At 71.4% G+C, this 12193-nt stretch carries 13 protein-coding genes and 2 tRNA genes; 4 read left to right on the top strand and 11 right to left on the bottom strand.

Annotated features, from left to right (window positions below):
* The first annotated feature begins 89 nt into the window (after window positions 1–89).
* From QSJ40_RS02290 to asd, 4 genes are all read left to right on the top strand, one after another.
* Window positions 90–926 (top strand): thymidylate synthase, encoded by an 837-nt coding sequence (locus tag QSJ40_RS02290; protein ID WP_006213549.1) that lies wholly within the window; start codon window positions 90–92, stop codon window positions 924–926.
* Window positions 926–1456, top strand: coding sequence for a dihydrofolate reductase (locus QSJ40_RS02285; protein WP_285728458.1), 531 nt, complete (start codon window positions 926–928; stop codon window positions 1454–1456). Before QSJ40_RS02290 ends, QSJ40_RS02285 begins: the two co-directional genes overlap by 1 nt.
* Before the next feature lie 109 nt (window positions 1457–1565).
* Window positions 1566–1913 (top strand): GNAT family N-acetyltransferase, encoded by a 348-nt coding sequence (locus tag QSJ40_RS02280; protein WP_053447834.1) that lies wholly within the window; start codon window positions 1566–1568, stop codon window positions 1911–1913.
* 65 nt (window positions 1914–1978) lie between these two features.
* Entirely contained in the window at window positions 1979–3127 is a 1149-nt protein-coding gene (gene asd / locus QSJ40_RS02275) for an aspartate-semialdehyde dehydrogenase (RefSeq protein ID WP_278856754.1), read from the top strand.
* 104 nt (window positions 3128–3231) lie between these two features.
* Here asd and QSJ40_RS02270 read toward each other — a convergent pair whose 3' ends face one another.
* The 11 genes from QSJ40_RS02270 to QSJ40_RS02220 form a co-directional block, all read right to left on the bottom strand.
* Window positions 3232–3717, bottom strand: a complete 486-nt coding sequence (locus tag QSJ40_RS02270; RefSeq protein WP_006213553.1) for a PGPGW domain-containing protein — start codon at window positions 3715–3717, stop codon at window positions 3232–3234.
* Complete coding sequence (locus QSJ40_RS02265) at window positions 3714–4832, bottom strand: UDP-N-acetylmuramate dehydrogenase (protein WP_285728457.1); 1119 nt, start codon at window positions 4830–4832, stop codon at window positions 3714–3716. The genes QSJ40_RS02270 and QSJ40_RS02265 overlap by 4 nt, the downstream gene beginning before the upstream one ends.
* 19 nt (window positions 4833–4851) lie before the next feature.
* Window positions 4852–6168 (bottom strand): MFS transporter, encoded by a 1317-nt coding sequence (locus tag QSJ40_RS02260; protein WP_251714560.1) that lies wholly within the window; start codon window positions 6166–6168, stop codon window positions 4852–4854.
* The gene (locus tag QSJ40_RS02255) at window positions 6165–6668 is read right to left on the bottom strand and encodes a MaoC/PaaZ C-terminal domain-containing protein (RefSeq protein WP_024289902.1); all 504 of its coding nucleotides are present in this window, start codon (window positions 6666–6668) and stop codon (window positions 6165–6167) included. Before QSJ40_RS02255 ends, QSJ40_RS02260 begins: the two co-directional genes overlap by 4 nt.
* A complete protein-coding gene (locus tag QSJ40_RS02250) occupies window positions 6665–7114 on the bottom strand; it encodes an FAS1-like dehydratase domain-containing protein (protein ID WP_053447838.1) in 450 nt (149 codons plus the stop codon). The genes QSJ40_RS02255 and QSJ40_RS02250 overlap by 4 nt, the downstream gene beginning before the upstream one ends.
* A gap of 161 nt (window positions 7115–7275) precedes the next feature.
* Window positions 7276–7349: transfer RNA gene (locus QSJ40_RS02245), tRNA-Met, on the bottom strand.
* Window positions 7350–7408: 59 nt separating this feature from the next.
* Window positions 7409–7480 (bottom strand) — tRNA-Thr (locus QSJ40_RS02240).
* 52 nt (window positions 7481–7532) lie between these two features.
* Window positions 7533–7958: a hypothetical protein gene (locus QSJ40_RS02235; RefSeq protein WP_285728456.1), complete on the bottom strand. Its 426-nt coding sequence runs from the start codon at window positions 7956–7958 to the stop codon at window positions 7533–7535.
* A 64-nt stretch (window positions 7959–8022) separates the two neighbouring features.
* A complete protein-coding gene (locus QSJ40_RS02230) occupies window positions 8023–8688 on the bottom strand; it encodes a response regulator transcription factor (RefSeq protein ID WP_024289899.1) in 666 nt (221 codons plus the stop codon).
* Window positions 8689–8766: 78 nt separating this feature from the next.
* The gene (locus tag QSJ40_RS02225; protein ID WP_285728455.1) at window positions 8767–10323 is read right to left on the bottom strand and encodes a sensor histidine kinase; all 1557 of its coding nucleotides are present in this window, start codon (window positions 10321–10323) and stop codon (window positions 8767–8769) included.
* 33 nt (window positions 10324–10356) lie between these two features.
* A complete protein-coding gene (locus tag QSJ40_RS02220; RefSeq protein WP_285728454.1) occupies window positions 10357–12186 on the bottom strand; it encodes a DEAD/DEAH box helicase in 1830 nt (609 codons plus the stop codon).
* Between the last annotated feature and the right edge of the window lie 7 nt (window positions 12187–12193).

The following is a 12193-nucleotide window of genomic DNA, read 5'->3' as shown; positions in this document are numbered from 1 at the left end:
GAGCGCCGCGCGGAAGAACCGCTCCCTCGGCAGCGCTGACGACACCGCAGCCGACACGCACGAGACCCCGCACCTGGAGGCGACCCCACGTGAGCCCGAACCCGTCCACGGCCATCCCGACCCCCTACGAGGACCTCCTGCGCGAGGTCATGGCCGATGGCGTGCACACCTCCGATCGCACCGGCACGGGCACCCGCTCCGTGTTCGGGCGCCAGATCCGCTACGACCTCTCGCAGGGCTTCCCGCTGCTGACGACCAAGCGCGTGCACTTCCGCTCGGTGGCCCTGGAGCTGCTGTGGTTCCTGCGCGGGTCCTCGAACGTGCGCTGGCTGCAGGAGCGCGGCGTGAGCATCTGGGACGAGTGGGCCGACGCCGACGGCGAGCTCGGCCCCGTCTACGGAGTCCAGTGGCGCTCGTGGCCGGCTCCGGACGGCAGCGGCATCGACCAGATCGCCCGGGTGGTGGACTCGATCCGCACGAACCCCTACTCGCGCCGCCACATCGTCAGCGCCTGGAACCCGGCGGAGGTCGATCAGATGGCCCTGCCCCCATGCCACGCGCTCTTCCAGTTCCACGTGCAGCCGCAGCAGGACGGTCCGGGACGGCTGTCGTGCCAGCTCTACCAGCGCTCGGCGGACATGTTCCTGGGGGTCCCCTTCAACATCGCCTCCTACGCGCTGCTGACGCACATGATCGCCCAGCAGACCGATCTGGTGCCCGGGGACTTCGTGTGGACCGGCGGCGACGTCCACGTCTACGACAACCACGTGGAGCAGGTGCAGCGCCAGCTCGCCCGCGAGCCGTACCCGTATCCGCGGCTGCGCTTCGCGCGCAGGCCGGAGGACCTCTTCAGCTACGACTTCGAGGACTTCGTCCTCGAGGGCTATGAGCACCACCCCGGAATCAAGGCCCCGGTGGCGGTCTGATGCCCGCCCCGCGCCTGTCCGCGATCTGGGCCCAGACCCCCGACGGGGTGATGGGCCGAGACGGCGGCATGCCGTGGCGCCTGCCCGAGGACCTGGCTCATTTCAAGGCCACCACGCAGGGCCATCCCGTGCTCATGGGCCGGCGCACCTGGGAGTCCTTCCCCGAGCGCTTCCGCCCCCTGCCGGGCCGGACCAACGTGGTCGTGACCTCCCGCCCCGAGGACCCGGGGCTGCAGGCGGACCCGCGCGAGGACGGCACCGCGGTCATCGCGGTGAGCTCGTGGCGCGAGGCCGTGCGCGCCGGCGCCGAGGCGCCGGGCGGCGAGCACCTCTGGGTCATCGGCGGGGCGCGCCTGCTCGAGGACGCCATGCCCGAGCTCGAGCACGCGGTCGTGACGGTGATCGAGATCGACGAGCCCGGAGACACCCGCGCACCCCGTCTGGAGACCCCGTGGCGGCTGGAGCGCCGCGACGAGGACCGCCTCTCGCGCACAGGGCTGCGCTGGCACGTGGAGCACTGGCGGCGCTGATCCGCCGCGCCGTCGTCGCGGCCGGTAGAGTGGTGCGCACCATATCCATGGCCGACCCGGGGCCCCGTCGATGGCGGGGGGACCGGCGGCGGCCGGGCAGGAGGCCCTCGTGAGCACCCAGCAGGACGTCCCGGGCGATGCGCAGCGCCCCGAGCCGGAGATCCACGACGAGCCGGGTCTGCGCCTGGTCGACAACACCACAAACGGGCGCGTGGAGCTGTGGCTCGACCAGACCTTCATCGGGTTCGAGGGCGTCGAGAAGCACCCGGACGGCACGCTCGAGCTGCAGCACACGATCATCGACGAGCGCCACGGCCGCCAGGGCTACGCCCGCACGCTCGTGACGCTCCTGCTGGAGGCCTGCCAGGCGGCCGGCGTGCTGGTGCGTCCCACCTGCACCTACGTCCAGGACTACCTGGAGCGCTTCCCGCAGTACCGCTCAGCCGTCGCGGACTGAGCCCTCTCGGGTCTCGGAGCCCGGACAAGGAATCGCAAGGGTCCCTTGACGCCGCCTAGACTGGGATGATGACCATCGATCACAGCTCCGCACCCGCCGTCGGCTTCGTCGGATGGCGCGGGATGGTCGGCTCCGTCCTCATGGACCGCATGCGCGCCGAGGGCGACTTCGCCGACATCCAGCCCGTCTTCTTCTCGACCTCCTCCCCCGGGGCCCCCGCTCCGCAGATCGAGGGCCTCGGCGACACCGGGGTCCTCCAGGACGCGAACGACATCGAGGCTCTTCGGCGCCTGCCGATCATCGTGACCGCCCAGGGCGGCGGCTACACCTCCGAGGTCCACCGGAAGCTGCGCGAGACCGGATGGGACGGCCTGTGGATCGACGCCGCCTCGACCCTGCGCATGGAGGACAGCTCGGTCATCGTGCTGGACCCCGTGAACCGCGACGTCATCGACGCAGCGCTGGCCGGCGGCACCAAGGACTTCGTGGGCGGCAACTGCACCGTGTCCTGCATGCTCATGGGCCTGGGCGGGCTGTTCCGCAGCGGGCTCGTCGAATGGGCCACCTCCATGACGTATCAGGCGGCCTCCGGCGGAGGCGCCCGTCACATGCGCGAGGTCCTGCGCCAGTTCGGCGACCTCTCCTCGGCCGTGTCCGACGAGCTCGCCGATCCGGCCTCGGCCATCCTGGAGATCGATCGCAGGGTCCTGGAGACCCAGCGCTCCGGGCAGCTCGACGTCGAGCAGTTCGGCGTGCCGCTGGCCGGCTCCCTCATCCCCTGGATCGACGCCGATCTGGGCAACGGCCAGTCCCGCGAGGAGTGGAAGGCCGAGAAGGAGACCAACAAGATCCTGGGCCTGTCCGGCGACGACCAGATCGCGATCGACGGGCTGTGCGTGCGCATCGCCGCCATGCGCTCGCACTCGCAGGCGCTGACGATCAAGCTCACCGAGGACGTCCCCGTCGAGGAGATCGAGCGGATCCTCGATGCCGACAACGAGTGGGCCACCGTGGTCGCGAACGAGAAGGAGGCCTCCATGAACGGACTGACCCCCGTCTCGGCCTCGGGGTCCCTGCAGATCCCGGTGGGGCGCCTGCGCAAGATGTCCATGGGCCCGCAGTACCTCTCGGCCTTCACGGTGGGCGACCAGCTGCTGTGGGGCGCGGCCGAGCCGCTGCGCCGCATGCTGCGCATCGCCATCGGAGCGCTGTGAGGCGCACGCGGCGCTGAGCACCGCCGCTCGTCCCGGTGCGGCCCCTCGGGGCCGCGGATGCGCCGCCCTGCGCGCCGACCACGAGCGGCTCGAGCAGCCCCTCGTCAGGCACCCGGGGCTGCATTATGAGGGCCGCCGCGCACGCGGCGGCCCTCTCGCTGCGCCTGGGCCGCCTCCTCAGCTCGACGGGAGCGCTCCGCGGCTCCGGAGAGGCACCAGCGCCACCAGCCCGCCGCACTCGTGCCCTTCCACCAGGCCCACAGGCGGGTCACCTGGTGCAGCGCCCAGTGGTTGAGCCGCTCGGCCCAGGCGAACTCGAGCGACCACACGCCGATGCCGAGGAACACGAACAGCCAGCCCGGCCCCGGGATGAACCACATGATCACCCCGGCCATCAGCAGGACGAATCCCGCCACGGAGATCAGCCCGACCACCAGCGTGCGCCGCAGGCGGGATCCTCGGTGCGACCAGTCCTGGAACGCGCGCATCCGCCGCCGGATCGGGTGGCTGTGGCTCTGACCGCGGCGGATCTCGTCGGCCAGGTCCTCGCCCTGCGGCGGAACCTCGGCGAGAGGCTCCTGCGGGGTCACAGGCGGAAGCCCACCATCACCGGCTCGGGCACCAGCTGCACGCCGAAGGCCTCCTGGACTCCGTCGCGCACGGTGCGGGCCAGGGCCTCCACGTCCGAGGCGCTGGCCGAGCCGCGATTGGTCATGGCCAGGGTGTGCTTGGTCGACACGGCGGCTCGGCCCTGGGCCACATCCGGGCCCTCGAGCCCGAGGCGCTCGTTGCGCGTGCCGGGCAGCCCGAAGCCCTTGCCGAACCCCGAGCGATCGATCAGCCAGGCCGCCGAGAGCTTCAGCCGGCCCTCGACGGGCGAGCCGGAGCCGTCGAGCACCGGATAGCGCGGGGCCTCGGCCGGCAGCAGCCGCTCGGCCTCCTGGGCCTCGACGATGGGGTTGGTGAAGAACGAGCCGGTGGAGAAGGTATCGGGGTCCTGCGGGTCCAGGACCATGCCCTTGGAGGCTCGCAGCTCCAGGACGGTGCGACGCACCTGGGCCGGATCCGCGCTGCCGCCGACCTCCACGGCCAGGGCGTCGGCCAGCTGGCCGTACTGGATCGGCGCGGAGTCCGTGCCCTGTGCCAGCCGGAAGCCGACCTCGAGGACCACGTAGCGCGGAGAGCCCGCCTCGGTGGTGCGCTTGAGCAGGGAGTCGCGGTAGGCGAAGTCGAGCTCGGCGGCCTCGAACTCGCGGACCTCCCGCGCGCGCCGATCCCAGGTGCTGACACGCACGATCGTGCGGGAGACCTCCGCGCCGTAGGCCCCGACGTTCTGCACCGGGGTGGCCCCTGCGGTGCCCGGGATGCCGGACAGGGCCTCGAGGCCCACCAGCCCGCGGGAGACGGTCTGCTCGACGACGTCGTCCCAGGCATGCCCCGCCTGCACGGTCACGATCACGGAGCCGTCGTCCGACGGGTCCGAGACCTCGAGGCCCTGCGAGGCCAGGTGCACCACCACGCCGTCGAAGCCGTCATCGCCGACCAGCAGGTTGGATCCGCCGCCGACGAGCAGCACGGGCCTGCCCCGCTCGTCGGCGGCGCGGACGGCGTCGATGATCTCCCGCTGGCTGCCGGCGCGGATCAGGGACCCGGCGGGGCCGCCGATGCGGGTGGTGGTCAGCGTGGAGAGCTCGGGGGAAGTCATGCCCCCGATCCTATCGACCTCAGGCCGCGGTGCCCGCTCGAGCTCCGGCCGAGGCCGGCGGCCGCAGATTCGAGACCAGCAGCATCGAGACGATCACGAAGATCATCACGAAGCCCAGGGCGCCTCGCACGCCCACGGCCTCGCCGAGCAGCCCCAGCAGCGGCGGACCGCCCAGGAACGCGCCGTAGCCGATGGTCGAGACCACGGAGACATTGGCGGCGGCCCGACGGGGATCGTCGGCGGCGGCGGACATGCCCACGGGGAAGCCGAGGGAGGCGCCGATGCCCCACAGGAACAGCGCGATCATGCCGGCGGCAAGGGAGGGTGAGAACACGAAGACGCCCAGTCCGACCAAGGCGAGCGCGCAGGCGGTGCGCAGCACCGCGAGGCGGCCGAACCGGTCGATCAGCCGGGTGCCGCTGAGCCGGCCGGTGGTCATGGCAGCCACGAAGATGCCGTAGCCGATCGCGCCCAGGTGCGCCGGGGCCTCGTAGCCGTCGGTGATGGCCAGGGCCACCCAGTCGTTGGCCGCGCCCTCCGTCAGCGCCATGCCGAGCACGAAGACCCCCACCAGGACGGTGCGCTTGTCTCTCCAGGCATCGCCGACCCCATAGGTCTCGTCCTGCGCGGTCGCAGCGCCGGAGTCGCGTCCGCGGCCGTCGGAGGCCAGGTCGATCTGCTGCATGGTGCCGGTGATGATGGGCATCTGCGAGGAGACGGGGTTGAGCTCGGCGGCGGCCCGCCGGTCGCCCTGGAAGCGCGGCAGCGCCAGGGCCACCAGCAGACCCATGACCAGGGCCATGGCACCCACATGCCACACCACGGCCACCCCGCCGGCGGTCGCGATCGAGCCCACGACGGCACCGGTCACCGTGCCGATCGAGAAGAACGCGTGCATCAGCGGCATGATGCTGCGGCCCATGGCCGTCTCCAGCGCGGTTCCCTCGACGTTGGAGGCCACGTTCCACGTGGCGGAACCCAGGCCGAAGAGCAGCATGCCCACGGCGGTCACCAGGACCGAGCCGATGACGCTGACGCCCACGCCGATCAGGATCATGCCCATCACGACCATGGATGCGGTGACGGCGATGCTGCGCTTGGCCCCCAGCCGCATCACGGTCATGCCCGAGGTGGACACCGAGGCGAAGGCCGCGATGGTCTGCGTGAGCAGCAGCGCCCCCATGGCCGCCGGGCCCAGCTCGAGCCGCTCGGAGATCGCGGGGATGCGGGTGAGCCATGCGGAGATGCCGATGCCCGAGGCGAAGTAGATCGCGAAGACGCTGATGCGCCACGGGCGCAGGCTGGACGGCTCAGGCTTCGTGCGCCCCCGGGTCAACGGCAGACCACCATCGCCTGCGCCTTGACCAGGACCTTCTGCGAGGCCGCCTCAGCGGGATCGGCCTGCGGGTCCGAGAGATCGGGGGCCGTGACGGTCAGGTCGATGCGGGCGGTGCCGGCCTGCTCGTCCAGGGCACCCACGACGCCGACGATGCTCAGCGTGGTGGACGGCTGGATCTCGGCGGCGCCCTCGCGGACGCCGTTCGGCACCACGACCGGCTTGGTGAAGCGGGTCTGGACGTCGACGACGCGCCCCGGATCCCCCGCCCAGTCGGCCACGAGCTGCATGGCGGCACCCATGGTCAGCATGCCGTGGGCGATGACGTCCGGCAGGCCCACGGAGACGGCGAACTCCTGGTTCCAGTGGATGGGGTTGAAGTCCCCGGAGGCGGCGGCGTAGCGCACGAGATCGGCGCGGGAGAGCTGGAGGTCGCGGCGAGCGACCTCCTGGCCCTTCTCGAGCTGGGCGAGCACCGGAGCGGTGTCTGCAGCGGTCACTGGTCGTCTCCTCTCACCAGCAGGGACGAGCGCGCGGTGGAGACCGGCTGGCCCTGGCGGTCGGTGATCTCGGTGCGGAACGTCACCATGGCCCCGGTGCCGACGGCGCGCACGGCATCGACGGTCGTGGCCGCGACGAGCTCGTCGCCGACGACGATGGGGCGGGCGTGGGTGAAGCGCTGATCGGCGTGCACGACGCGGGAGAAGTCGATCCCGGCCTCCGGGTCCGCCACCACGGCGGCCTCCGCGCGCTGGGCGACGATGATCGCGAAGGTCGGCGGGGCGAGGAGGTCCGCATGGCCCAGAGCACGAGCTGCCTCCGGGTCCGTGTGGGCCGGGTCCTGCGCGAAGACGGCCGCGGCGAACGCGCGCACGGCCTCCCGCGAGACGGTGTAGGGCTCGATGGCCGGATACGTCCGACCGACGAGCTCGGGGCTGATGGCCATGGCGGTGCAACCTCCCGTGGGTGCGCGGGCCCGATCCTGCGGCCGCTGACGGATTCTCGGGGACGGGGCCCCGGAGGCTGCACCGGGAAGGCGCCCCCACCGCTGCCCCTGCAATAGGAGAAGCCCGCGATCCGAGTGGGGATCACGGGCTTCATCTTCCGTAGCGGTGGACGGGCTCGATCCGTCGACCTCACGATTATGAGTCGTGCGCTCTAACCAGCTGAGCTACACCGCCAGGAGAGACGATGACGCCCGCATCCCCGTCATGACGCGGATGCGGGCCCTCATCTCGAGAGCCCCGACCGGGAATCGATCCCGGGACCTCCATCTTACCAAGATGGCGCTCTACCACTGAGCTATCGGGGCAACGCGGAATACTGTACAGCACACCTGGCTGAGACATGAAATCGGAGCCGACTCAGTCATCATCCCAGTCGTCGTCGTAGTCGCCGTCCGCGTCGTCGTCCCAGTCGTCGTCGTAGCCCTGGGACTGCTCGAGCGGAACGGGAACGGGGACGGGCTCCTGCGCCGGGGCCGGAGCAGGCGTCGCGGCCGGCTGCTGCCCTTCCCGGGTCGACTGCGAGGCGGCCTCCGCCCGTGACGGCTCCGACGACGGCTGCGCCGAGGCCTCATGCGACGGGCCCGCAGAAGGATCCTGCGACGCAGCGGACGAGGAGTCGTCCTCGGCTGGCTCGCTCGTGGCGCCGTCCTCGGGATCCTCGCTGCTGCCGACGCCGTCGCGCAGGACCTCGGTCTCCGGGGCCGCAGGGCCCGCAGAGACCCACAGGGCGACGGCGAGGATCGAGGCGACGATCAGGGCGAGGGCGGACCAGAGGATGCGCATGTCCCCACCATGGCCTCCGCACGTGAGACGAGCATGAGGACCGCCTCGCTCGGCGCCGATCGGCTCAGATCTCCGCGAGCCTGTAGCCGGCTCCGCGCACCGTGATGATCCGCTCGGGCCCGAGCTTGTTGCGCAGGTAGCGCACGTAGACGTCCACCACGTTCGAGGAGCCCTCGAAGTCGTAGCCCCAGACCTTGTACAGCAGCAGGTCGCGGGTGAGCACCTGGCCCGTGTTCTCGAGGAGCACCTGGGCCATCGAGAACTCGCGGGCCGACAGGGCGATCTCCTGGTCGTGGACGAACGCGCAGCGCCGCGAGATGTCCAGCGTCAGGCTCCCGGCGGTGAGCCTGCCGTCGTCCCCGGCGGAGCCCGTCTGGCGCAGGCGCGCCTTCACCCGCGCCAGCAGCTCGGCGAAGCGGAAGGGCTTGGCCAGGTAGTCATCGGCCCCGGAGTCCAGGCCCTGCACGGTGTCCTCCACCGAGTCCCGAGCCGTGCACATGATCACGGGCATTCCGGAGCCGCCGGCGCGCAGCTCGGCGAGCACCTGGAAGCCGTCGAGCCCGGGCAGTCCGACGTCGAGCACGAGGAGGTCGTAGACGCCGGTGCTGGCCAGATCCAGGGCCTCGACGCCGTCCTCGACGACCGCGGTCTCGTAGCCGGAGGCGCGCAGCCCTTTCTGGATGAAGCGGGAGATCCGCTCCTCGTCCTCCGCGATCAGGATGTTGGCCATCTCCCGGTCCCTTCCTGGTGTCGTGACTGCCGCGGGGCTCTCCCGCTCGGGGCAGGCTCGCACAGGAAGATGAGGGGATCAGGAGAGAGATTCGACCGGCGTCTCGGCGGGCTCCGGCGAGGGCCCGCCCTCCGGCAGCATCAGGGTGAACTGAGAGCCCGCGCCGAGCGACGAGCGCAGCGCGACCCGCCCGCCGTGCCCGCGCGCGATGGCCTCGACGATGGCCAGGCCCAGCCCGGAGCCCTCGACCGTGCGCCCCGCCGAGGCCCGGCCGAAGCGCTCGAAGATCCGGGCCTGGTCCTTCACATCGATGCCGGCGCCGGTGTCGCGCACCCACAGCTGCAGCCGCCTGCCGCCGTCGTCGGGCTCGCCCCAGGAGGCGCCGATCGCGATGGTGTCGTCCTCGGCGCTGAACTTCACGGCGTTGGCGGCCAGCTGGATGACGGCCTGCATGAGCCGTTCGCGGTCGGCCACCAGCAGGCCCTCGCAGCGGGAGTCGACCCGCCAGCGGCGCTGCCCGGAGAGGGCCGAGAGCCGCGCGAAGGCGTCGTCCAGGAAGGCGGAGACCTCGAAGGAGGCCGGGCGCACGAAGTCCGGGCGCCGCGACCGGGCCAGCATCAGGAGGTCATCGACCAGGCGGTTCATCCGCGAGATCTCGTCGAGCATCAGATCGCGGGTCTCGGCGGCGTCGTGCGGATCGTGCTCGTCCATCAGCTCGAGGTTGCCGTGCAGGATGGTCAGCGGCGTGCGCAGCTCGTGGGCGGCGTCGTCCAGGAACTGGCGCTGCTCCTCGAAGCCCTCCTGGAGGCGGTCGAGCATCCCGTTGAAGTTCTCCGCCAGGTGAGCCACGTCCGAATCCTGGCTGGGCACCTCCACGCGGCCGGAGAGATCGTTCACCGAGATCGACTCGGTGGCCTCGCGCAGCCTCGAGATCGGTGCGGTGACGCGCCCGATCAGGTAGTAGGCCACCGCTGAGGCGGCGACCAGGAACAGCAGGGAGATCATGACGTAGCGCCACCATGAGTCCAGGATTTCCTGGCGGCCCTGCGTGATGTCCGTGGCCACGACCAGGTAGCCCTCGGACGCATCGCCGTCGATGTCCACGTGGATCAGCCCGAAGCCGATGTCGCGGCCGTCGTGCTGTCCGATGGTGTGGACCGTGCGGTCCGGCTGGCCGTGCTCGCTCACGACCTCCTCGATCACGTCGTGGCTCAGGCCCTCGCCGGCCGGGCCGTCGTAGGTGTAGCGGACCTCGCCGTCGACCAGCCCCACGATGACCTCGTCAGGGGCCGGCACGGAGGTGGACATGAACGTCCACAGCAGGTGCTCGACGCTGTCGAACCGGCTGTCGAAGGCGTCCTCCGGTGCCGTCTCGGCAGGCGGGCCGGCCATGGCATCGGCCTCCGCCGAGGCGGGGCCGCGATCGAGCAGCCGCTGCAGCTCCCCGGCCTCCTGCTCGGTGCCCTGGGCCACCGAGGCCTCGAGCTGGCCGTAGCGGACCCAGTGCGTGGCCGCGCCGATCGCCAGCACCGTCAGAGCGGTGATGGTCACGACCACCACGAGGGCCCGTCCACGCACCGACGTCAGCTGCCGGAGCACAGCGCCGCCCCGGGCGGCGGCGGGCTCTGCTGTCATGACTCACACGATACGCAGGCCCGCCTTCTACGATCAGCGCGATCCGTGGCGCTGCGAGCCCTTCCGGCCGCCCGTGAACTTCTTGTGGCCGCCGCTGTGCTCGGGACGGGCCGAGCGGCCTCCGCGGCGGTCGTCGCCGCGGTAGCCGCCGCGATCGCCGCGGTCGCTGCGCGCGCCGCTGGACTTGGGGCCGCGGTCCTGGCGGATGTCCAGGCGCTGGCCGTTGATCTCGATGGCGCCCAGGCGGTCCAGGTCTGCGCGGGAGAGATCGTCCGGCAGCCCGATCAGGGTGAACGACGGCTTGATCTCGATCGCGCCGATGTCCGAGCCCTTGAGCCCGCCCTCGTTGGTCAGGGCGCCGACGATCGAGCCCGGAAGCGCACGGTGCTTGTGGCCCACGGCCATCCAGTACGTCGCCTTGCCCTCCTCGGAGCGCGGGGTGCGTCCGCCGCGCTCCGAGCGCTCGCCGCGATCGCGCTCCTTGCGCTTGGGCTCGGGCAGCTCCTGGGCGAAGAAGGGCTGGTCGCCCTGCGAGATCACGGCCAGGGCCGCGGCGACCTCGAGCGGGTCGACGTCGTGGTCCTCGACGTAGGCGGTGACCATCTCGCGGAAGGCCGAGAGATCCTGGGTCTCGATCGTGTCCGTGATCGACTGCCCGAACTGATCGACGCGAGTGCGGTTCACGTCCTCGACCGAGGGCATGGGCATCTGCTCGACCGGCTGGCGCGTGGTCTTCTCGATCGCGCGCAGCAGGTACTTCTCGCGCGGGGTCATGAACAGGATCGCATCGCCCGAGCGGCCCGCGCGGCCGGTGCGGCCGATGCGGTGGACGTAGGACTCGGTGTCGTGCGGGATGTCGTAGTTCACGACCAGGGAGATGCGCTCCACGTCCAGTCCGCGGGCGGCGACGTCGGTGGCGACCAGGATGTCGATCTTGCCGCTGCGCAGCTGCTCCACGGACTTCTCGCGGGCCTGCTGCGGGATGTCGCCGTTGATCGCGGTGGCGGCATGGCCGCGGGCGCGCAGCTTCTCGGCGACCTCCTCGGTCGCGGCCTTGGTGCGCACGAAGACGATGATGCCGTCGTGCTCCTCGACCTCGAGCAGGCGCGTCATGGCCTCGAGCTTGTGGGCGCCCATGACCTGCAGGTAGCGCTGGCGGATGTTCGTGGCGGTGGAGGTCTTGGCCTTGACCGAGATCTCCTGCGGGTTGCGCAGGTAGCGCTGGGCGATCTTGCGGATCGCCGGGGGCATGGTCGCGGAGAACAGGGCGACCTGCTTGTCCTCGGGGGTCTGCGACAGGATCGTCTCGACGTCCTCGGCGAAGCCCATGCGCAGCATCTCGTCGGCCTCGTCGAGCACGAGGTACTGGAGGTCGTCGAGCTTCAGGGAGCCGCGCTTGAGGTGATCGATCACGCGGCCCGGCGTGCCGACGACCACCTGGGCGCCGCGGCGCAGCCCGGCCAGCTGCGGACCGTAGGAGGAGCCGCCGTAGACCGGCAGGACGGTGAAGTCCTCGAGCTGGACGGCGTAGGAGGCGAAGGCCTCGCCGACCTGCAGCGCCAGTTCGCGGGTGGGGGCCAGCACCAGGACCTGCGTGGAGGTCGACGGGCCGTTGAGATCGGCCAGCTCGGCCAGGCGCGACAGGGCCGGGACCGCGAAGGCCGCGGTCTTGCCGGTGCCCGTCTGCGCCATGCCGACGACGTCGCGGCCCTCCAGCAGGACCGGGATGGTCGCCTCCTGGATGGGCGAGGGCTTCTCGTAGCCGATGGCCTCGAGCGCTGCGAGCACGCGGGCGTCGATGCCGAGCTCGGCGAAGGTGGGGGTGGTGTCCTGGGTGTTCTGGTCGGGGGCGTTCTCGCTCATCCGAGCT

This window comes from Kocuria sp. NBRC 114282 (assembly GCF_030268385.1).
In the GTDB taxonomy this organism is placed as follows: Bacteria; Actinomycetota; Actinomycetes; order Actinomycetales; family Micrococcaceae; genus Kocuria; species Kocuria palustris.
Note: the sequence above shows the minus strand (reverse complement) of the source record. Positions and strands in the feature narration are given on the sequence as shown.

Bases quoted from the DNA above. Each gene is read 5' to 3' on its own strand.
- QSJ40_RS02285 (WP_285728458.1), top strand. From the start codon at position 926: ATGCCCGCCCCGCGCCTGTCCGCGATCTGGGCCCAGACCCCCGACGGG.
- asd (WP_278856754.1), top strand. From the start codon at position 1,979: ATGATGACCATCGATCACAGCTCCGCACCCGCCGTCGGCTTCGTCGGA.
- QSJ40_RS02265 (WP_285728457.1), bottom strand. From the start codon at position 4,832: ATGACTTCCCCCGAGCTCTCCACGCTGACCACCACCCGCATCGGCGGC.
- QSJ40_RS02250 (WP_053447838.1), bottom strand. From the start codon at position 7,114: ATGGCCATCAGCCCCGAGCTCGTCGGTCGGACGTATCCGGCCATCGAG.
- QSJ40_RS02235 (WP_285728456.1), bottom strand. From the start codon at position 7,958: ATGCGCATCCTCTGGTCCGCCCTCGCCCTGATCGTCGCCTCGATCCTC.
- QSJ40_RS02230 (WP_024289899.1), bottom strand. From the start codon at position 8,688: ATGGCCAACATCCTGATCGCGGAGGACGAGGAGCGGATCTCCCGCTTC.
- QSJ40_RS02225 (WP_285728455.1), bottom strand. From the start codon at position 10,323: ATGACAGCAGAGCCCGCCGCCGCCCGGGGCGGCGCTGTGCTCCGGCAG.
- QSJ40_RS02220 (WP_285728454.1), bottom strand. From the start codon at position 12,186: ATGAGCGAGAACGCCCCCGACCAGAACACCCAGGACACCACCCCCACC.